Origin of the sequence: Rhodococcus sp. KBW08, assembly GCF_003852455.1 — a bacterium.
In the GTDB taxonomy this organism is placed as follows: Bacteria; Actinomycetota; Actinomycetes; order Mycobacteriales; family Mycobacteriaceae; genus Rhodococcus_F; species Rhodococcus_F baikonurensis.
On record NZ_QAJJ01000036.1, the window covers coordinates 81,671 to 102,045 of the forward strand.

General features: G+C 63.6%; 22 protein-coding genes. 9 read left to right on the plus strand and 13 right to left on the minus strand.

Annotated features, from left to right (window positions below):
* The first annotated feature begins 90 nt into the window (after positions 1 to 90).
* Positions 91 to 537 (plus strand): SRPBCC family protein, encoded by a 447-nt coding sequence (locus DBV08_RS30990; protein ID WP_054187353.1) that lies wholly within the window; start codon positions 91 to 93, stop codon positions 535 to 537.
* A gap of 51 nt (positions 538 to 588) precedes the next feature.
* On the opposite strand, the gene DBV08_RS30995 is transcribed toward DBV08_RS30990, so the two are convergent.
* Positions 589 to 1,173 carry a suppressor of fused domain protein gene (locus tag DBV08_RS30995; protein WP_095972896.1) on the minus strand — a complete coding sequence of 195 codons (585 nt, stop codon included), beginning with the start codon at positions 1,171 to 1,173 and terminating at the stop codon, positions 589 to 591.
* A 71-nt stretch (positions 1,174 to 1,244) separates the two neighbouring features.
* Here DBV08_RS30995 and DBV08_RS31000 point away from each other — a divergent pair, with 71 nt between their 5' ends.
* Both DBV08_RS31000 and DBV08_RS31005 read left to right on the plus strand, forming a co-directional pair.
* Entirely contained in the window at positions 1,245 to 1,943 is a 699-nt protein-coding gene (locus DBV08_RS31000) for a metallophosphoesterase (protein WP_095972897.1), read from the plus strand.
* Positions 1,933 to 2,796, plus strand: coding sequence for a hypothetical protein (locus tag DBV08_RS31005; protein WP_003945080.1), 864 nt, complete (start codon positions 1,933 to 1,935; stop codon positions 2,794 to 2,796). Before DBV08_RS31000 ends, DBV08_RS31005 begins: the two co-directional genes overlap by 11 nt.
* On the opposite strand, the gene DBV08_RS31010 is transcribed toward DBV08_RS31005, so the two are convergent.
* Together DBV08_RS31010 and DBV08_RS31015 are read right to left on the minus strand one after the other, a co-directional pair.
* Positions 2,789 to 3,895, minus strand: a complete 1,107-nt coding sequence (locus tag DBV08_RS31010; RefSeq protein WP_124569913.1) for a winged helix DNA-binding domain-containing protein — start codon at positions 3,893 to 3,895, stop codon at positions 2,789 to 2,791. The genes DBV08_RS31005 and DBV08_RS31010 overlap by 8 nt on opposite strands.
* Before the next feature lie 10 nt (positions 3,896 to 3,905).
* Positions 3,906 to 5,171 (minus strand): sensor histidine kinase, encoded by a 1,266-nt coding sequence (locus DBV08_RS31015; protein WP_124569914.1) that lies wholly within the window; start codon positions 5,169 to 5,171, stop codon positions 3,906 to 3,908.
* A 126-nt stretch (positions 5,172 to 5,297) separates the two neighbouring features.
* Here DBV08_RS31015 and DBV08_RS31020 point away from each other — a divergent pair, with 126 nt between their 5' ends.
* Positions 5,298 to 5,534 carry a hypothetical protein gene (locus DBV08_RS31020; protein ID WP_253253045.1) on the plus strand — a complete coding sequence of 79 codons (237 nt, stop codon included), beginning with the start codon at positions 5,298 to 5,300 and terminating at the stop codon, positions 5,532 to 5,534.
* A 4-nt stretch (positions 5,535 to 5,538) separates the two neighbouring features.
* Here DBV08_RS31020 and DBV08_RS31025 read toward each other — a convergent pair whose 3' ends face one another.
* The 6 genes from DBV08_RS31025 to DBV08_RS31050 form a co-directional block, all read right to left on the minus strand.
* Positions 5,539 to 6,708 carry an ABC transporter ATP-binding protein gene (locus DBV08_RS31025; RefSeq protein WP_124569915.1) on the minus strand — a complete coding sequence of 390 codons (1,170 nt, stop codon included), beginning with the start codon at positions 6,706 to 6,708 and terminating at the stop codon, positions 5,539 to 5,541.
* Between the two features lie 4 nt (positions 6,709 to 6,712).
* Positions 6,713 to 7,543, minus strand: a complete 831-nt coding sequence (locus DBV08_RS31030; RefSeq protein WP_019749348.1) for a carbohydrate ABC transporter permease — start codon at positions 7,541 to 7,543, stop codon at positions 6,713 to 6,715.
* Between the two features lies 1 nt (position 7,544).
* Positions 7,545 to 8,426, minus strand: coding sequence for a carbohydrate ABC transporter permease (locus DBV08_RS31035; protein ID WP_172436712.1), 882 nt, complete (start codon positions 8,424 to 8,426; stop codon positions 7,545 to 7,547).
* Positions 8,427 to 8,506: 80 nt separating this feature from the next.
* On the minus strand, positions 8,507 to 9,844 hold the full coding sequence (locus tag DBV08_RS31040; protein ID WP_124569931.1) for an ABC transporter substrate-binding protein: 1,338 nt from the start codon (positions 9,842 to 9,844) through the stop codon (positions 8,507 to 8,509).
* Positions 9,845 to 10,072: 228 nt separating this feature from the next.
* The gene (locus DBV08_RS31045) at positions 10,073 to 10,567 is read right to left on the minus strand and encodes a general stress protein (protein WP_003945065.1); all 495 of its coding nucleotides are present in this window, start codon (positions 10,565 to 10,567) and stop codon (positions 10,073 to 10,075) included.
* 106 nt (positions 10,568 to 10,673) lie between these two features.
* On the minus strand, positions 10,674 to 11,636 hold the full coding sequence (locus DBV08_RS31050) for a CoA ester lyase (RefSeq protein ID WP_124569916.1): 963 nt from the start codon (positions 11,634 to 11,636) through the stop codon (positions 10,674 to 10,676).
* 72 nt (positions 11,637 to 11,708) lie between these two features.
* Here DBV08_RS31050 and DBV08_RS31055 point away from each other — a divergent pair, with 72 nt between their 5' ends.
* From DBV08_RS31055 to DBV08_RS31075, 5 genes are all read left to right on the plus strand, one after another.
* A complete protein-coding gene (locus DBV08_RS31055; RefSeq protein ID WP_019749352.1) occupies positions 11,709 to 12,995 on the plus strand; it encodes a magnesium transporter MgtE N-terminal domain-containing protein in 1,287 nt (428 codons plus the stop codon).
* Positions 12,992 to 13,534, plus strand: coding sequence for a DUF1003 domain-containing protein (locus DBV08_RS31060; RefSeq protein ID WP_003945067.1), 543 nt, complete (start codon positions 12,992 to 12,994; stop codon positions 13,532 to 13,534). Before DBV08_RS31055 ends, DBV08_RS31060 begins: the two co-directional genes overlap by 4 nt.
* A gap of 75 nt (positions 13,535 to 13,609) precedes the next feature.
* Positions 13,610 to 15,079, plus strand: a complete 1,470-nt coding sequence (locus tag DBV08_RS31065; protein WP_260395821.1) for a lytic transglycosylase domain-containing protein — start codon at positions 13,610 to 13,612, stop codon at positions 15,077 to 15,079.
* A gap of 145 nt (positions 15,080 to 15,224) precedes the next feature.
* Positions 15,225 to 16,088, plus strand: a complete 864-nt coding sequence (locus tag DBV08_RS31070; RefSeq protein WP_095972903.1) for a lytic transglycosylase domain-containing protein — start codon at positions 15,225 to 15,227, stop codon at positions 16,086 to 16,088.
* 24 nt (positions 16,089 to 16,112) lie between these two features.
* On the plus strand, positions 16,113 to 17,249 hold the full coding sequence (locus DBV08_RS31075; protein WP_095972904.1) for an Mrp/NBP35 family ATP-binding protein: 1,137 nt from the start codon (positions 16,113 to 16,115) through the stop codon (positions 17,247 to 17,249).
* 64 nt (positions 17,250 to 17,313) lie between these two features.
* Here the strand turns inward: DBV08_RS31075 and tatB are convergent, their stop codons facing one another.
* The 4 genes from tatB to sigE form a co-directional block, all read right to left on the minus strand.
* Positions 17,314 to 17,706 carry a Sec-independent protein translocase protein TatB gene (gene tatB / locus DBV08_RS31080; protein WP_003945177.1) on the minus strand — a complete coding sequence of 131 codons (393 nt, stop codon included), beginning with the start codon at positions 17,704 to 17,706 and terminating at the stop codon, positions 17,314 to 17,316.
* Between the two features lie 74 nt (positions 17,707 to 17,780).
* Complete coding sequence (locus DBV08_RS31085; RefSeq protein ID WP_124569934.1) at positions 17,781 to 19,259, minus strand: S1C family serine protease; 1,479 nt, start codon at positions 19,257 to 19,259, stop codon at positions 17,781 to 17,783.
* 75 nt (positions 19,260 to 19,334) lie between these two features.
* The gene (locus tag DBV08_RS31090) at positions 19,335 to 19,694 is read right to left on the minus strand and encodes a hypothetical protein (protein WP_003945180.1); all 360 of its coding nucleotides are present in this window, start codon (positions 19,692 to 19,694) and stop codon (positions 19,335 to 19,337) included.
* Positions 19,695 to 19,746: 52 nt separating this feature from the next.
* Complete coding sequence (gene sigE, locus DBV08_RS31095) at positions 19,747 to 20,343, minus strand: RNA polymerase sigma factor SigE (RefSeq protein WP_029255812.1); 597 nt, start codon at positions 20,341 to 20,343, stop codon at positions 19,747 to 19,749.
* Positions 20,344 to 20,375 lie beyond the last annotated feature (32 nt).

A 20,375-nucleotide genomic window follows, 5' to 3' on the forward strand; every position in this document is an offset into this window, starting at 1 on the left:
CAATGGATATGGGTACGCATTTTCATTCCGTTCCCGAAATCCATTTTGCGACAAGCAAATTCAGATCCAAAGAGAAGTGGAGGAGCAACCATGCCTACAGTCGAGCAATCCGTAGAGATCGCGTTGCCGCCCAAGGACGTCTGGGAGTACATCGCCGTCGCCGAGAACTGGCCCAACTGGGAGAATTCGATGGTCGAGTGCACACAGATCACCGACGGCCCGATGGGTGTGGGAAGCCGTTGGCACGGTGTCTCGAGAATCCTGGGCAAGCGCCTCGAGTGGACATCCGAATTCACCGAGTACGACCCACCGAGATCGTCGAAATCGACGTCCGTCGAAAGTCCGGTCAGCTTCTCCCAAACCACGACCTGCGAAGAAGTCGGTGACGGGACTCGGGTCACCTACCGACTCGACAGCGAAAGCGGACTTGGAGGCGTATTCGGCAAGATGGCCGACCCGATCGTCACGAAAGCATTTTCACGGACGGTTCGGGTGAGTCTCGAGAACCTGGCAGACATACTCGTGCACGCCGAATGATCTGACCGACAAAGCGCCAGGGCAGCCGGAACCACAGGGACAGCCGGAACCCTAGAGCGAGGCGGCCGAACGGTGCGGATCGCGTATGTCGATCCCCGCCTCGGTCCACGCTTCCCTCAGTGCCTCCGCGCCGCGCAGGCGCACCCAGGCGGCTTCGGTACCGGTCAGTGGGACCACGCCGAGGAAGCGAACCGGATCGAACGGCTCCGGCAGCGTCAGGTCGGCGATCCCGCTCTCACCGAGAAGCACGGCCGTGAACGCGGTGTCCTTCCACAGCGGCTCGCCCAGGTCCAGCAGTGCGTCTTCGAGCAGCACGACCCCTTCGACGGACGGCGCCGCAGCCAGCACCGCGAGCGTCCTGGCCACACCTGACGCAACACCCGTGCCACCGCGCAGGGTGAGCACCAACTCGGCGCGAGGACCGCGTGTGGGGTCTGCGACCAGTTCGTTGGGGTCGCCCATCGGATGACGTGAGCACCCCAGCGTGGCGTAGCGAACCAGGCCGTCGGGCGACTCGAAACGCAGCACGTCCAGCGGTTCGACCCCGAGGAACGTCACTGAGGCCGCGGTGGGGTCCGGCCCCTCGATACTGCTGACGAGGTGGGCCCGGACGGAAGATACGACGCTGTCTGACACTCGTCCATCTAAACACCGTGCCCGCGAGGTTCGCAGCGCAGATACCTCGCGGTGGCGGTAGCGTCGTCGAAATGGTCTCCGTTCTCGCTGTCAGCGACGAGACCGTCGAATTCCTGTGGAGCAGTCAGGTTCGTTCACTCGAAGTCGACGTGATCCTCGGCGCAGGCGATCTGCCGTTTGCGTATCTGGAGTACCTGTCCGATCAACTGAATGCGCCCTGCGTGTTCGTTCCCGGGAACCACGACGTCGATCTGTCCGGATATTCGAACAAGAGATCGGGTTGGATGCGGGCCGGGATGCCGGCGCAGTGGCCCGGGCCGACCGGCGCGGTCAACGCCGACGGACGCATCGTTACCGTCGCCGGTCTGCGGATCGCCGGCCTCGGCGGTTCCATCCGATACAACACGGGCCCCAATCAGTGGACCGAGCGCCGGCAGAGTCGACGCGCCCGCTCGCTCACCTGGCGAAATGCCTGGCAATCGCGGCTTCCCGGCGGTCGGGCGGGCGTCGATGTGCTGCTCACACACAGCCCTGCCCGCGGTGTCGGCGACGCCGAGGATCGGCCACATCGTGGGTTCGAATGCTTCACCTCCTTGATCCGCACCCTCGATCCGACAGTCATGATCCACGGACACATCCACCCGCACGGGCGAACACCTCTCGATCTGGAGGTAGGCCGGACTATCGTGCTCAATACCGTCGGCTTCACGCTGATGGAGATTTCCCCAGGTACTCCGCCGACGATCGTGAGGCGCCGACATGGCTCGTGACACCGGATTTCCCACAGCCGACGCGGAAAACGATTTCGCTCGTCAGCGCCGACGTGCCGACGTTGCACGTCTGGTCAGTTGGCTACGACGCGAACCGGACGACGTCAACGCGATTCTGCCGTTCGACGAAGTTGTCGCAGCTCTCGGCAAGGTCGGCGAGAAGTCTCTGGGTCTGCAGGTCGTCACCATCGAATCGATAGTCGGAAGTGTCGACCGCACAGGTGATTTCGACAGGTACTTCCGTCCGACGTCCACTCACTCGCGCGCTCGTTGGGAGCGACTTGCGGTGGCGCAACGACGCGGCGAATCGGTGCCACCTGTTCAGTTGTATCGCGTCGGCTCCATGCACTTCGTGATCGACGGGCACCACCGAGTGTCCATTGCATGTGCGATGCACCAGAAGACTATCGACGCGTACGTCACCGAGATCATCACTCGTATCTCGCCGGAAGGCATCACTCAGCGCGCCGATCTGCTCATCAAGGACCATCGCCGACTCTTCCTCACCCGCGTTCCGCTGCAGGGTTCACAACGCGAAGCCGTCCAGGTCACCGACCCGTGGGAGTACGCCGAACTCAGTGAGTGTGTGGAGGCGTGGGGTTTTCGGCTCATGCAGGAGAAGGGCGAGTTCCTCGGCCGAGACACGGTCGCCCGACGCTGGTTCGGCGAGGAGTTTCTCCCCGTCGTGCGGATGCTGCGGGGCGCCGACATGTTGCCCGAGCACACCGACGCCGAAGCGTACTTGTGGATCGCCCGGGAGCGGTACCGACTGGTGCGGCGTCACATGTGGAATGACGAGATCGTGGCCGAACTGCGCGATCGGGCACCACGAAAGCACAAGCCCGCTACGTAGCGACAGCGAACCGCACTTCGCGGTTCACGATATTCGGGTGCATGAACTTCAGCAACGAACGCGCTTCTTTCTCGATGGCCGCGAGCGCAGTCTTCGCTTGCTGCGCAAACAGAGTCGCACCCAACTCGACCGTCTCCTTGCCCGGCGTCACCGTCGCAAATCCCACCACCTTTCCGCGCACCAGGATGGCGGGCTTGATGATGCCGTTGACGGTGAAGACACGAGTTCGGTACTGCTCGTCCATGATTCGCGAGCGGTCGGCGTGCGAGAGCAGGATGTTGTCGAACGGAGCAAGGATTCTGACCGGCGGTGTTCCGGAGGTCGGTCGTGGCGCGTCCGGTAGATCGAATACCTCGGTCCCATTCTCGTTGACAAAGGTGATCAAGCCGGGGCGTAGCCTCTCGAAGACCTCGGTGAGTCTCGTAAGCCCTGACCACGCTTGCGCATCTTTCACACTTGCGGGCCCGAACGCAGCCAGATAGCGCAGCACCATCGCGTCGGTATCGGGAGATGAACTCACTTCTGTGCCAAGCCAATTCTCCAAGGTTGTCAGTGCCGGTGCTCCGGATCGTCCCCACAGACCTCGCGGTGGGACCTGGACCATCGGCAGAAGCCCTCGAACGCCGTGCGCCAGACCCTCGGCCGCGTGGCCGGGAAAGCGTTCTGCCAGTATCGGTCTCATCTGCATCTGGGTGAGCGGCCCGTCCGCTACCAGTTCGCGTCCCGCCTGCGCCAGCGCCTCGAGATCCAAACCGGTGAGCGCCGCACGCTGAGTGCTGTTGGTGTGGAGATCGCGTTCCATGATCGTCTGAACCGTGGCCCGGAAAGGACCCGCATCGGCGGCCGAGAGAGCAAAGACCGTGCCCCTCATGGCAACCAGCCGCACCACCTGGCGATTCTCGACAAGGGTGGAGAGGTCTTCTGCCGCAAAGTTCTTCAGCCGCGCCCACAGTGCCAGGTAGGGCGGATTCGGCGCCTGGGCCTGCAGTCCTGCCAGGTGCTCGATCGCATCCAACGCGCTTACCTCGGCGCGCCGAAGCAGGAACTGCCTCGCCAGAGTCGCCAGGTTGAGCTCGCGATCGGTGATCAGTGCAGCCATCGACAACTCCTCAACGATCACGGTCGGTGGCAGCGGCGATCTGGAACGGTATCTCGACTCGCGCGAGAGTTCCGGACTCTTCACCCGGTCCGACCGAGAACGAGCCACCCGCGGCAACCACACGCAGTTCGTGCGAGAGCAGTCCGATGTGACCGGCGGCTCGTCGTTCGGCAATCCGATCAGCGCTGATCCCCCGGCCGTCGTCCGAAACCACGAGCACCGCACGGTGGTCCAGCCGTGCAAGCTCGATCCGAACATTGTGCGCGCCGGCATGTTTGACGACGTTGCCCAGAAGCTCTCGAGCGGCACCGAACAGGACGTCGTCCGCGGACGTGCGTAGATCGTCGTTCCAGCCTGAAGTGTCGACGTCGACCACCACTCCGCCGCGTCCCTGTGCCGAGCGCGCGAGGTCCCCGATCGCGCGGGCCAGGCCCACATGAACGAGAACTGTGGGATGCAGTTCCGAGACGGACGATCTCAGCAGCGTTGTCGCTTCACCGAGCGCTTTCCCCGCTCGCGCCAACGCGACGGGCTCCGCACTGCCTGCCAATTCGTCGAGATCCATCCGCGCCGCGAGAACGTACTGGAGCGCCCCGTCGTGCAATTGCTCGGACAGTTCTGTGCGCTCACGCTGCTCCAACCCCATGAGCTCGGCCAGAAGGCTCGTGCGATGCCCGACGAGGTGCCCGATGGTCAACACACGCGATCGTTGGATCCGGGTCAGTCCGATTGCGCCCGCCCCCACCCCGACCAAGGCCATGGTGCTCAACAGGATCGACGGCCACGGCTCGGAATTCGAAGTCATCGTTGCCCAACTTGAAACGAAGAACACACCGATCGTGCAGGCAACGACGCCGACACACACGTCCGTCCGAAGCTGAGTACACGCCAGAACCGGTATGACGAAGAGCCCGTTGCTCAAGATGTCGGCGGTCCAACTCTGCTCGGCTGCGAGACCGGTCAGCAATGTCAGAGTTGCGAGAACGGCGAGGTCGACGAACAATCCGAGCCAGATCATCGTCACCGGGCCGGTGCCGCCCTTGCGGATCCACAGCGCCACGGCTGCCGACCAGAGCGCATACGCGCCCAGAATCGCGAAACACCATCCCGCATCGTTCATCGGCGGGACGAAGATCAGTGTCAGGGCGATGAACAGCACCAGAGCGCCGCGCACCGTCAGCTGCAGGTACGCACCGCGGTAGGCGTGTTCGCGCAGTATCCGTTCGAGGTCCGGGCCGCCGGGCAGGTGCTCGGTTCGTACCGAGGATCCGTTCATCTGTCCTCCTGTGCCGCCCATCCCAGTTCCCTGTGAATGAGCTTCGCACACGAGATTTCACAATCAACCCGCAATACCGTGAATGGCACAGCATTCACCGAACCTCGACACCACGCAGGAGTGCTCATGATCTCGACCCGAGCAAGCAAGCGCCGCATCGCCACTCGATTTGCCGTCGCCGGCGCCCTGGCAGCGGCGCCGATCGCCGTGGTTGCCGGGACAGCACAAGCTGCCCCGGCCTCCACCCATCACGAACAATTCGGCCGGTTGATCCCCCTGCCCGAGCCGGCCGACGTCGCACCTGGCCCCGAACAGGTACCGCTCCCCTGGGGCACGACGTATTCGGTCACCTTGCCCGGGTAGAGGTTCACAGCAGCAGATTGGCTCCCGTACCGCCGTCGAACACCGCGATCTTGGCGGGATCGAACCACAGATCGATCGACCTGCCCTGAGCCACCGTGGACTCGGACGAGAGCCTGGCGACCAGCTGGCCGCCACCAGCGACGGCGGTTCCCGAATCGGCGGCCAGTTCCTCGAGTTCACGAGAATTGACGGCGGGGCCGCCGGCGAGGAAATACGCGTACTTGTCGGAACCCATCGATTCCAGCACGTCGACGTCGACGGTGAACGTTCCGCCGTGCGGCTGCTGCGCTGCGTCGACCAGCGCCACGTCCTCGAAATGCTCCGGCCTGATTCCGACCACCACGTCCTTACCCGAGCCGCTGCCCGCGATCTTCGACTGCGCCGCCGCGGGCAGTCGAACTTCGCCGATCGGCGTGCTGACTCCGTCGGCCGTCAACTGTCCGGGGAAGAAGTTCATGGACGGGGATCCGATGAATCCCGCCACGAACAGATTGTTCGGACGATCGTAAAGCTCCTGCGGCGCACCGATCTGTTGCACGATTCCGCCGCGAAGCACGACCACCCGGTCGCCGAGTGTCATCGCCTCGGTCTGGTCATGGGTCACGTAGATCGTTGTCGTACCGAGCCGCTGCTGCAGACGGGCGATTTCCGTCCTCATCTGCACACGCAGTTTGGCGTCCAGGTTCGAGAGCGGCTCGTCCATGAGAAACGCCTTGGGGCTGCGCACGATGGCGCGTCCCATCGCGACACGCTGACGCTGACCACCCGACAGGTTCGCCGGTTTGCGATCGAGATGCTGGGTGAGGTCGAGCACCCGCGCCGCGTCGTCGACCTTGGCGTTGATCTCGTCCTTGGACATCTTCGCCAATGTCAAAGGGAACGCGATGTTCTGGCGCACCGTCATATGCGGATACAGCGCATACGACTGGAACACCATCGCGATGTCGCGGTCCTTGGGGGCGCGTTCGTTGACGCGTTCGCCAGCAATCCTCAGCTCGCCGGTCGAAATGTCTTCGAGCCCGGCAATCATGTTGAGCGTCGTGGATTTTCCACAACCGGACGGGCCCACGAGAATGATGAATTCTCCGTCGGCGATGGTGATGTCGACATCACTGACCGCCTTGGCTCCGTCCGGGTACAGCTTGGTCACCTTGTCCAGCACGATCTCGGCCACAGGTTTATCCCTTCACTGCGCCGGAAGTAAGCCCGGCCACGATACGACGTTGGAAGAACAGAACAAAGATGATGATCGGAATGGTGATGACCATGGCGGCCGCGGCGATCGACCCGGTGGGCTCCTCGAATTGTGAAGCGCCGGTGAAGTTCGCGATGGCAGCAGGGGCGGTGATGGAGCGTTCGGTCGACGTCAACGAGATCGCGAACAACAGATCGTTCCAGCAGAAGATGAAAACCAAGATGCCCGCAGTGACGATGCCGGGCGCGGCAAGTGGAGCCACCACCTTCCGGAACGCCTGACCCGGCGTCGCGCCGTCCATCTGCGCCGCCTTCTCGAGTTCCCACGGAATCTCCTTGAAGAACGCCGAGAGCGTGTAGATCGCCAACGGCAACGCAAAGGTGATGTACGGCAGGATGAGCCCGGCCCAGGTGTCGAAGAGTCCGAGTCGTCGTTCGATGTCGAAGAGCGGGCTCACCAACGAAATCTGCGGGAACATCGCGATCAACAGGGCGACACCCACCAACAGTTTCTTGCCCGGAAAATCCAAGCGCGCAATGGCGTACGCCGCCATCGTCCCGATCACAACGGCGATGACCGTCGAGATGAGTCCGATGCCGATGGAGTTGATCAGGGCACTGGTGAAGGCGCTGGTGTCGAAGATTCCTCGGTAGTTGTCCAGCGTCCACTTCTCCGGAATGAACTTGCCGTCCTTGATGGTTCCGGCAGGCTTGAAGGACAGGCTGGCAATCCACAGGACGGGAACCAACGCGTACAACAAGACCAGAAGGTTGACGACGGACCAGCTGATCTTGAGTCTGGGAGTCACGGTCATGTCAGCGTCCTTCCGTATCGGATCCGGGAGCCGAGGCACCGAAGAGTTTGATGAAGACGAAGGCGATCAACGCCACACACACGAAGATCAGCACACTGATCGCCGATCCGATGCCCAGGTTGAATGCCTTGAACAGGTTGTCGTACCCCAGGATCGACACCGATCCGGTGTCGTTCGCTCCCTTCGTCAGCACGTAGATGTTGTCGAAGATGCGGAACGCGTCGAGTGTGCGGAACAGCAGTGCTACGAGGATGGCGGGTTTCATCAGCGGAAGGATGATGCGTACCAAACGAGTCCACGCGCCGGCACCGTCCACCTGTGCCGCCTTGAGGAGGTCGTCCGGAACCAACGCCAAACCGGCGAGCAGGAGCAGCGCCATGAACGGCGTCGTCTTCCACACCTCGGCAAGGACGATGATCGCGAGCGACGGGATCTGGTCGGTGAGCGGCGCACTGCCGTCGGGCAGGAGATTGGCGAGGTAGCCGGTGCCCGGCGTCCACGCGTAGTACCAGCTGTAGGCCGCGGCGACGGTGACGATGCCGTACGGGATGAGCACAACGGTGCGGACGAGGCCTTTACCCACGATCGTTCTGTGCATCACCAGCGCGATGGTCAGTCCGAGAACGAACTCGATGACGACCGAGACAACCGTGATGGACGTCGTCACCGCGAACGCTTGCCACCAGTATCCGTCGGTCAGCACCGACACGTAGTTGTCGAACCAGACGAACTTTCGTTGATCCGGGAAGCGTAGGTCGTAGCGCTGCAAACTCAGCCAGACGGCGTAGACCACCGGATATGCGGTCACCGCGATCATGAGAATCGCGGCCGGGGCCACCAGCCACAGGCCGAGTCGACGCTCGGCGGCCTTTCCGTCCGACATCTTCGACTTGGCGGAGTGCTTCGGCTCCGGCGAAGGCGTCGCAACTGTTGGTGCAGCTCCCGAATTTTCGCTGTCGATCGTCACGGAATCAGCCCCTCGGAATTGACTGCCTTACGTACCTGCTCGGCAAGATCGTTCACGGTCGATTCCGGATCGATGTTTCCCACAGGGTTCAGCGTGGCAGTGATGAGCGTCGAAATACTCTGATAGGCAGGAGAAACGGGGCGGACCGAGGCGGTGTCCAGGCTGTCGCGAACCTCACGCCACGCCGGGTACGCCTCCTGGAACGCCGGGTCGTCGTAGAGGCTCTCGAGTGTCGGCGGGACACCACCGGCGACTGCATTGTTGCGCTGATTTTCCTCGTTACGCAGGCAGGTGAGTGCCTCGAAAGCGAGATCCGGATGCTGACTGGTCTTTGCCACCGCGACGTTGAAGCCACCGATCGTGACTTCCGCCGGTTTGCCCTCGATGACCGAAGGATAAGGAGCGGCAAGGAAATTCCGTTCACCGTTTACCGTGAGAACCGTATTTCCGGTGTTCTGGCTGGTGACGTTTCCCTTGTCGTCGATGTAGGGAAGATCGCCCTTCTCGGCGTTCTCCAGGATGCCCGGCAGCACGAACGGCCAGTTGACTTGGAAGGCAGATTTGCCGCTCTCCATACCCAGGCGTGACGACGCTTCGTCCCCCTGCGAGATCGAGGGGTCCGCACCCTTCGCGGTAGCCACACGCTTCATGACGGTCAGCGCCTGCTGGGCAGCATCACCGTCGGCGACTGTCACCGTGGTTCCGTCCGGCCCGACCACCGAACCTCCCGCGCTGGCGAGAAGGGTGTTGAACCAGACCATCAGTCCTTCGTACTGCTTGCCCTGCACACCGATCCAGCTGGGGCGCCCCTCCGCGGCCAGTCCTTCGGAGATGTCGATCATCTGATCCCAGGTTTGGGGTGGTTGCCCGTCCGGCATCAAATCCTTGCGATACCAGAGCAATTGGGTGTTGGTGTTCAACGGCGCCGCGTAGAGCTGGTCCTGCCACTTCGCCGACTCCAGCGGCCCCTCGAGAGTCCCGTTGCTCACCTCGGCCGCCACGTCGTCAGGAAGCGGCAATGCCCAACCGGCTTCGGCGAATTCGGCGGTCCACACCACGTCGAGCGTCATCAGGTCGAGTGACTTGTCGTTGCCGGTCAGCCGCCGCGCCAACTGAAGCCGCTGATCGTCAGCACCCTTGGGCAGAGTTTTCTGCTCGACCCGGTACGCGCCGTTCGACGCCGCCGAACAGTTGGCGGCGGCCTCTGCATACTGCTCGGCGCCGTCCGCGGCGGTGTAGAAGGACAGCACCACCCCGTCCTCGTTGTCCGATCCACACGCACTGAGCAAGGGCGCCAACAACAATGTCGCCGCGCCGAGCAGCCCCACCCGCAATTTCTTCTTCTGCCCCGCCCGCAATCTCTTGTTCTGCACAGCCGTCCTCCTCGGGCGGCGAGACGGCGCAGTCGTTACGGCTGGCCGACGCACCACACATCGGCACTTCTGCCGGAGAAGGGACCTATTTCCTTGTCCGGCAAACGGTCACGGGGAAGTGAGTGTCACCTCGCCCGCGTGTACACAAAGTAACCGAGATCACACGAATTGGCAGCCCGAGCAAGAATGTCAGATGGCGAGCTTGGCAAGTAGGTCGCGCGCCGACTCCGCCGTCTTGGGCTCACACAGAACGTCGTATCGTCCGGCGACCAACTGCATCGTCGAGGCGAAGTCCCGCTGCCCACGCGTCGCGGCATACGGAATGGTCGTCGAGATGACGCCGAAGATGATGCCGCCCACGATGCCCGCGATCAACGGCGCGAGGAAACCACCGGTGACGATCCCGAGCACCAGACCGAAGAAGACACCGAGCCAGGCGCCGGAGACGATGCCGCCGCCGATCACCTTGGCCCAGGTCAACCGACCGAGAACTCGCTCGACCTGCATCAGGTTCACGCCGACGATCGTGACGTCCTGAACCGGGAATTCCTGGTCGGAGAGGTAGTCGACTGCGCGCTGCGCCTCGGCGTAGGTGGGGTACGACCCGATGGGCCATCCCGAAGGCGGTGTCGGCAACGCTCCACGGCGCGACCCATTCGACGATTGACCGAGCGGATTGGACATGGCTGGCTGCGCTCCTCTTTTCGGGCACGTCATCCACATGGACGACGCAAGTACATCTACCCCTATTGTGCCCTTTACAGACCTGATTCGTTCGGCTATGCGAGCGTCAGGCGTGTTCGGGTGGGGTGAATTCCGACGTACGCGTCATCCCCGCGGCACGCCCCTTGGCCGAAATCACCAGCGCCATTTTGCGACTCGCCTCGTCGATCATCTCGTCGCCGAGCATGACGGCGCCCCGTCCTCCCCCGGCGGCCGAGGTGTGGAATGCGTACGCGTCCAAGATGAGTTCCGCACGGTCGTAATCGGATTGGCGCGGACTGAACACCTCGTTGGCTGCCTCGATCTGCGTGGGATGCAGAACCCACTTGCCGTCGAAGCCGAGCGCTGCCGTTCGCGCCGCCGAGCGAGTGAAAGCGTCGACGTCACGGATCTGCAGGTACGGACCGTCGATCGCCTGGACGCCATGCGCACGCGCGGCCATCAAGATGGTCATCAGAATGTGGTGATACGCGTCACCGCGGTCGTAGCCGTCCGGTTGCTCGCCGACGACCAGAGTTCGCATGTTCAGACTCGCCATGAAATCGGCCGGGCCGAACACGAGCGCCTCGACGCGGGGGCTCGCGGTGGCGATCGCGTCGATGTTGGTCAATCCGATCGCGTTCTCGATCTGCGGTTCGATTCCGATCTTGCCGACCTCGAGACCGTTGGCCTTCTCGACCTGCGTCAACAACAAATCGAGCGCCTGGACGTGGCTCGCGTCGGGCACCTTGGGCAGCAATATGGCGTCCAGATGCGCTCCGGCGCGGCCGACCACCTCCACGACGTCGGCATACGTCCATTCGGTGGTCCAGTCGTTGACCCGGACGACCTTGACCTGTGTGCCCCACCCGTCCTCGGCCAACGCGTCGCCGATCGACTCCCTGGCCGCTTGCTTCGCCAACGGCGCCACCGCATCTTCGAGGTCGAGAAAGATCTCGTCGGCGGGCAATCCCTTCGCCTTGTCGATCATCTTCCGACTGCTGCCGGGAACTGCCAACACCGATCGACGGGAACGGTTGCGTGAAGTCATTGCGGACTGCCCTTCTCGATTTTCGGTGGCGCCGTTGCAGATTTTGACGCTGGACGAATTAGCCTTGCAATCATGGCAGCAGCAGGCAAGGTATTTGCAGCCAGGCTTGCCGGCCTGGTTGTACTCGGCCCGGACGGCGAATCGATCGGTCGTGTGCGCGACGTCGTCATCACGGTCCGTATCGGACGCCAGCAACCCCGCGTTCTCGGTCTGGTGATCGAAATGTTCACGCGCAAACGTATTTTCGTTCCGATGCTCCGCGTGACGGCCATCGAACCGAGTGCGGTCACCCTCACCACGGGCAACGTCAGTCTGCGGCGTTTCAACCAGCGCCCGGGCGAAGTGCTCGCTCTGGCGCAGGTACTCGATTCGCATGTGCGCGTGGACGACCCGGAACTCGAGGAGCTTCACGGCGTCGACACGATTGTGGTCGACCTCGGGATCGAATCGACTCGAACCCGCGACTGGGTCGTCTCGAAGGTCGCGGTTCGCGGCCATCGTGGACGCCTCGGTCGACGCGCGGCGATTCACATCGTCGACTGGCAGCACGTCGCGGGCCTCACGCAGAGCGATCTCTCACTCCCCGGTCAGGGCGTCGCTCACCTCCTTCTGCAGTACGAAGGCATGCGACCCGCCGATGTGGCCAACGCCATGCGCGAACTGCCGGAGAAGCGCCGTCACGAACTGGCCGTGGCCCTCGACGACGAACGCCTTGCCGACGTCGTCCAGGAACTGCCGGCGGACGACCAGACCGATCTGCTGATGCACTTGGAAGTCGAACGTGCCGCCGATCTACTCGAGGCCATGGATCCCGACGACGCCGCCGACCTGTTGGGCGAGCTGCCCGAGACCGAAGCCGAATCACTGCTGCAGTTGATGGACCCTCAGGATTCCGAACCTGTTCGACGCCTGCTCGAGCACTCCCCGGACACTGCCGGTGGTCTGATGACGCCCGAACCGGTAGTACTGACGGCCTCGACGACCGTCGCCGAGGCCCTTGCCCGCGCCCGCAACTACGACGTGACCCCGGCGCTGTCGAGCATGGTCTTCGTCGTACGTCCGCCGACCGCGACTCCGACCGGGCGGTATCTCGGATGCGTCCACTTGCAGAAGCTTCTCCGCGAGCCTCCCGCGAGCCTGGTCGGCGGAATACTCGACACCGATATGCCCAGGTTGGCTCCGGATGACTCGTTGGCGTCGGTCACCCGATATTTCGCTACCTACAACTTGGTGTGCGGGCCGGTCGTGGACGACGAGAATCACCTGATCGGGGCCGTCACGGTCGACGACGTGCTCGATCACCTCCTGCCGGAAGACTGGCGCGAGGATTACTCCGACGACGAGGAACTACTCCGATGAGCGAACGGGCGTCGAGCACGACCGCACGGCAACGACTGGAAACGCCTCGCGGAAGCCGCCGGTTCAATCTCGATTTCGACGTCGAAGCTGTCGGACGCGTCAGTGAACGCATCGCCCGCTTCCTCGGTACCGGGCGTTATCTCGCGATCCAGACGATCATCGTGATCGTCTGGATCCTGATCAACGTGTTCGCGGTGGCTCTGCAGTGGGACCCGTACCCGTTCATTCTTCTGAACCTGGCCTTCTCCACCCAGGCCGCCTACGCGGCGCCGCTGATCCTGCTGGCACAGAACCGTCAGGAGAATCGCGACCGGGTCTCGCTCGAGGAGGACCGCTCGCGCGCCGAGCAAACCAAGGCGGATACCGAATTCCTCGCCCGTGAACTCGCAGCTCTGCGTATTGCCGTCGGCGAGGTCGCCACCCGCGACTACCTGCGGCGCGAGCTCGAAGAGATCAAGTCGATCCTTGCTGCCGACGGCGAACCGACCCCGAAGAAGAAGCACCGTGACTCGAATACTGCGAAACAAAGTCACAACTAGCTGAGCGTTCGCTGAGTTTTGCTGCACGCACCGTGACCGATATGTAACGTAAGTCACAGCAATATGGATATCACGGTGGGTACTCCGGAGCGGGAGCGCCAGCAAAGGGGAATCGTGCGAGTACGCGGAATGATTGCAGCATCCACACTGGTGGGGGGACTGCTTGTCGTAACAGGTCCAGCGGCCCTCACGGCCGGAAGCGCACCGTCCGGTGGGTCGCAGGTCCCCATCGCCCTCGCAGGCTCCGCCTCCGCTGCGCAGTCGGACTCTGTCGACTTCCTCCCGACGCCCCGCACCGTCCGAACGCAACGATCGGCCCCACCCAGCGATACGGTCGCCGGCGCTCCGGCAGCGCCCAACGCCGCGGCCGTCGTCCTCACCTCTCTGGGCATCCCCGAGATCGTTCTGAACGCGTACCGCTCCGCCGAACTGGTGATGATGACCGAGGCGCCGGGTTGCGGCATCCCCTGGCATCTCCTGGCCGGGATCGGACGCATCGAATCCGGTCACGCCAACGGCGGCAAGACGACCTCGGTGGGAACGACGGTCACCCCGATCCTCGGCCCCGTCCTCGACGGCCGTCTGGCGGGCAACGAAGTCATTCGAGACACGGACAAGGGCGCGATCGACGGCGACCCCACTCACGACCGCGCCGTCGGGCCGATGCAGTTCATTCCGGCCACCTGGGCCGGATATGCCAGCGACGGTAACGGGGACGGAATCAAGGACCCCAACAACGTCTTCGACGCGGCGCTCTCGGCAGCGAAGTACCTCTGCAGCGGCGGACTCAACCTGCGCGACGTCGCCCAGGAGACCAAAGCTGTTCTGCGATACAACAACTCGGCCGCTTACGCAGCGAACGTGATCATGTGGTCGACGGCCTACAAGAACGGCGTCATCCCTTCCGGTCAGCTGCCGTACACCTCCGGCATCAACACCGGCAGCTCGGCGATCAACGCCGCCGCCTCGGCGGACTCCGCAGCTTCGGCCGTTCTCGCTGCTGCTGCCGCTACCGACCCGGCGGCCGGTGACAAGGAATCTGCGTCGACGACGCCGACCCCGACCACCACTCCTCTCTTCCCCGGCCTGCCCGACATGCCGGCGCTCTCACCCGAAATCCAGGCACTGATCCCACCTGGAGTCATGCCGACCAGCCCCACTCCGGGACCCGACGCCGCCCGGAACGCAGCTCCCGGTCCGATCATCCCGCTCCCCGTCCTCACCTCACGGGGTCTCGTCTGGCCGATTCTGACTGCTGAGGGATGGCGCTGGCCCGACGACATGTGTGTGATCCTTCCGGACCCCGCAGCACTGGACGCCTTGCAGGACGGCATCCTTCTGCCGTGCACCGTCCCGGGCATGGCAGTGGCCGCCACGGCACCCGTCACCACCGACGCAGCCCCCGCGGAATCTTCACCGCCCGCCGCGCCCGCGCCTGAGCCAGCTCCGGCACCCGCCCCGGCTCCCGCGCCGGAGCCCGCCCCGGCGCCTGCGCCGGCATTCGTTCCGTTCTTCCCGGGCCTGCCCGGCATGCCCGCTCTGTAACCGAAAAATCACGAAAGAACAGTGCATATGCCCCAAACTGCCCTTCTAGATCACGGTTGAATAACGGAAACGCAACAAATCAGGTAGCCTCGACTCCGTCAGTTGAACGGAAAACCTCCTCGCGGAGGTTCAGGAGGCATACACAGTGGGTCGGCACAGCAAGAAGACAGATTCGCACATCCGTCGAAATTCGGTCATCGCGCTCACCGGACTCATCCCTATCGGACTCGTCACCGCAGCCAACACGGCCGGCGCCGCTCCCAAGGTTCCGTTCTTCAACACCAGCTCCGCAGAAACGGTGGACACCGCTGCGCAAGCCACGCAGGAACCGCAAGCCCAGATTCTGCCCGCCGTCGAAGCGATCGCCGAACCGGCACCCGCCCCCGCGCCGGAGCCCGCACCGTTGGCTCCCGTGCAGGCGACTCCCCCACTCCCCGCCTCCATGGCCGAGGGAGCACTCGGAATCCCGAGCGTGAGCGTCGCCGCGTACCAGAACGCTGAGCGGATCCTCGCCGTCGAGAAGCCCAACTGCAACATGCACTGGACACTCCTCGCCGGAATCGGTCGCGTCGAATCGGGCCACGCGAACGACGGCAAGGACGCCGACGCGAACGGCAACCTCTACAAGCCCGTGATCGGGCTGCCGCTCAACGGCAGCCTGCCCGGCCAGGCCGTCATCATGGACACCGACGGCGGCGCCCTCGACGGCGACACCGTCTACGACCGCGCCGTCGGCCCCATGCAGTTCATTCCGTCCACCTGGAACCAGTACGCCGGCGACGGCAACGGTGACGGAATCGCCGACCCCCAGAACCTTTTCGACTCCGCACTGACCACCGGCAAGTACCTGTGCGACGGTGGACTCGACATGCAGGACGTCACCCAGGTTGCCTCCGCGATCCACCGCTACAACAACTCGGCCGCCTACGTCGCCAACGTTCTGGCCTGGTCGCTCGGGTACTCCACCGGCATCGTGCCCGCCGCATCGGACCTGCCGCGCATCCACTGACCTACCTGGACTTACCATGGAGTCATGTCTGTACTGACCGAGTCCGACGTTCGCTCCGCGCTCGCGCGAGTTCTGGACCCAGAGATCCGCAAACCCATCACCGAACTGGGGATGGTCAAGGGGATCACTCTCTCCAGTGACAACAGCGTCGACATCGGCATCTATCTCACGACCGCCGGTTGCCCGATGCGCACCGAGATCACCGAACGCGTCACCAAGGCCGTCGCCGACGTCGCCGGTGTCGGCGCGATCCGCGTCGAACTCGACGTCATGGACGACGCTCAGCGAACCGAGCTCCGCAAGTCGCTTCGCGGCGATTCCGCCGAGCCCGTCATCCCGTTCGCCCAGCCGGGTTCACTCACCCGCGTCTACGCCGTGGCCTCCGGCAAGGGTGGCGTCGGAAAGTCCAGTGTGACAGTCAATCTCGCGGCAGCCATGGCTGCTCGCGGATTGTCCGTCGGTGTCCTCGACGCGGATATCTACGGTCACTCCATCCCCCGCATGCTCGGTACCGACGCCAAGCCGACTCAGGTCGAGCGCATGATCATGCCGCCCGTCGCACACGACGTGAAGATGATCTCCATCGCGCAGTTCACCCAGGGCAACACTCCCGTCGTCTGGCGCGGCCCCATGCTGCACCGCGCGCTCCAGCAGTTCCTCGCCGACGTGTTCTGGGGCGATCTGGACGTGCTGCTGCTCGATCTGCCGCCCGGCACCGGTGACATCGCAATCTCGGTGGCTCAGCTCATCCCGAGTGCGGAAATCCTCGTCGTCACCACACCGCAGCAGGCTGCCGCCGAGGTCGCCGAGCGCGCCGGCGCCATCGCCCTGCAGACCCGTCAGCGCGTCGCCGGCGTCGTCGAGAACATGTCGTGGCTCGAACTTCCCGACGGCACCCGCATGGACGTCTTCGGTGAAGGCGGCGGGCAGACCGTCTCCGATCGCCTCACGAAGGCCGTCGGAGCCAAGGTTCCGCTTCTCGGACAGATTCCGCTGGATCCGTCCGTCCGCGAGGCAGGCGACGCCGGGACGCCGATCGTTCTCAGTGCTCCCGATTCACCCGCAGCGATCGCACTCAAGGACATCGCCGACAAGTTGGCCGTCCGTCAGCGTGGGCTGGCCGGAATGTCGCTCGGTATCAATACGGTTCGCAACCTGTAGAACGCCCTCATACGAAAGGGCGCCTGTCACCGATCGGTGACAGGCGCCCTTTCGTAGGTCGAATCTAGGTTGCGTCGAAGTCCACAGGAGGACGTTCGCCCGCGGTGAGTGGCTTGTCCTTCGACAGCGTCTTCGGCTCCTGCACTCCACTCTGCGGCTTCTTGTCGAAGTTGCCCGTGAAGATGGAGTCGTCGCCGTCGAGAAGATGTTGGGTGATCACGGCGCGCGGCGTCATCCCGCGCAGCTTGTTCAGATCTGCGAGTGGTTTACGCAGATCCTCGAAATCGGTACCCAGTTCTTCCTTGAGCTGATTGGAAGCGCCCGAAGCATATTCGCGCACCTGCCTCAGGGATTTCGTGACCCAGGAGACCGCACCAGGAAGCCGCTCAGGTCCCAAGATGACCAGAGCCGCTACGAGGAGGATCATGAACTCGCCCCAACCGATGTTGCCAAACACAGGGTCAGCCTACTGTGTGCTCGCTCGGTGCGCGCATGTCCGGATCAACCTCACAGGAAGATCGCAGGGTCCGATCAGTCGGACACCGGCGTGACCGAAATGTCCACCTGCCGTCCGTCGCGGATCAACTGGACGTTGACCGGCTGATCGACAGTCGTCGCGTTGACGGCAACCACCAATTCGTCGGCACTGGTGACCGGGCGGTCACCGACCTTGACGATGACGTCACCCTCGACGATCCCCGCACGTTGCGCTGGGCTGCCATCGCGGACGTTGGCCACGGCAGCGCCGCTGGTCGCGTCGTTGACCGCGGTACGGGCATTCACGCCGATGTCGGGATGATGAACCTTGCCGTCGCGGATGATGGTCTGCGCCACCTCGGTGACCGTGTCGATCGGAATCGCGAAGCCGAGCCCGACCGAACCACCGGACTCGCTGAGCATTGCGGTGTTGATGCCGATGACGCGGGCTTCGTCGTCGACGAGCGCACCACCGGAGTTGCCGTGGTTGATCGCCGCGTCGGTCTGAACGGCGTCGATGACGGCGTTGGTGTCGGTGCCTTCACCCGACAACCGCAGCGGCCGGTTCAACGCACTGACGATTCCGCGAGTGACGGTCTTGCTCAACCCGAGCGGTGAGCCAACGGCGACGACGTCGTCACCTACCTGGACGTCTTCGGATTTTCCGAGCTGGGCGACCGTCAGATTGTTGGCCGAGACTTTGAGCACCGCGAGGTCTGTCTTGACGTCTCGGCCGACGATCTGGGCGTCGGTCTTGGTTCCGTCGGAGAAGATCACCTGGATCTTCGCGTCTTGTGCCGGCGGTACGGCCGAGGAGATCACGTGGTTGTTGGTGACGATGTATCCCTCACCCGAGATGACAACACCGGATCCGGTACTTCCCTGGTCACCGACGGCGACCTGAATCGACACCACGGAAGGCAGCACCGCGTCGGCGACCTTCGCCACCTGCGACTCCGGCTGTTCGCCGCCGCCGGATTGAACGAGCGTGACACGTGAGCTGGTGAGCGAACTGCGATCGGCAGTGATGACCGTGGCGAGTAACCCGCCGACGAGCGCGATGACCAGCGCCATGCCTGCAAGCGCTGCCAGTGCCGAAGGGGCGACCTTGCGACCGAACAACAACTCACGCACATCGAGTTTCTGGGCGGGAGGCAACTGCACCGGCGCCTCGGACGCTCCTGGATTTCCCAGTGAGACCGCGGATTCAGGATCGCGCCACGGATCACGCGGCGGTTCTTCTTCGGGAGTGTTGTCGGCCGACGCCTCGGGATCGCGACCGATCGACTCGGTTGCGTCTGCGGGTCGACCGAACGCTTCGGCCAGAACCGGATCCGGAGTCCCGATCACGACGTCGGAAGACGGGGTCGATCGCGCGGCAACCGGAGTGAACGAGCCCTCGACTCCGCTCGGCCGACCGAACACCTGGCGCGAGGCCGGATCGATCTGAGGTCGGTACACCGGGCGGGGGTCGAGTACCGGCGCATCTGCCGGTCGATCCACCGAACCGTTTGCCGAAGAATCCGAGCTCACTCCGGAGTGCCCCCTTTTTCCGTCAGTCACGTCGTCCAGTATCACTGATCCGCGCCGGGAAGCAGGCGCGCGGCGTCATTTGCGCCAGCGACGGGACAACCGCTTGCTGATGGTGGAGAAGCCCGCAGGCTGATTACCGACGGAACTGTCGGCGTTTTCCGAATTGGGTCCGGTAGTCGGACTGTTGCACGAGGGAATCTGACTGAGAAGTCCCACCAGGGACAACGGCATCGTCATCTCGCCACTTCGACGCAGTGCACCACGTGCCTGCTGCTGAGCATCGACGGCCGCAGCGCACTCGGCGCAGATCGAGATGTGATGCGAGGCCCGCAAGTAGGCCTGCATTCGGAGTTCCCCGTCGACGTAGGCAGCGATTGCCTCGCTGGCCAGATGTTCGGTCGAACCGAACTGGCGATGTGCCCGCGCCTCCGTCATTCGTCCCTCCAGGTGATTGACCACGTCCCGCTCTGTAGCTCGAACCCGACCGTCAGAAACCGACGAGTTCGGATTCGGCTGCGCGCTGCGCTGCCAGATGATCACGAATCGCCTGTCGCCCACGATGGATACGGCTACGAACCGTTCCGAGCTTCACTCCCAGTGTGGCACCGATTTCCTCGTATGACAGACCTTCGATGTCACAGAGCACGACAGCAGCGCGAAATTCAGGTGCGAGTGAGTCGAGCGCGGCCTGCAGACCTGCGTCGAGGCGCGCGTCGTGGTAGATCTGCTCGGGGTCCGGGCCGGGTGATGGAACGCGGTCGTAGTCCTCGGGCAGTGCTTCCATACGGATGCGGTTGCGTCGGCGAACCATGTCGAGGAACAGATTTGTCGTGATGCGGTGCAGCCAGCCCTCGAACGTTCCGGGCTGATAATCGGAGAGCGAGCGGAACACCCGAATGAAGGTGTCCTGCGTCAAGTCCTCGGCGTCCTGGGCATCGCCTGACAACCGGTAAGCCAGGCGGTACACCCGGTCACCGTGCTGACGCACGAGTTCGTCCCAAGACGGCATGGAGGACTTCTCACCAGTTGCATCGAACACAGCTGTGCCGATCAATTCGGAATCCACAGCCGATTCCGTCGTCAAAACTTCCGACTCTCGAGGGCGAGGCTCGTCGT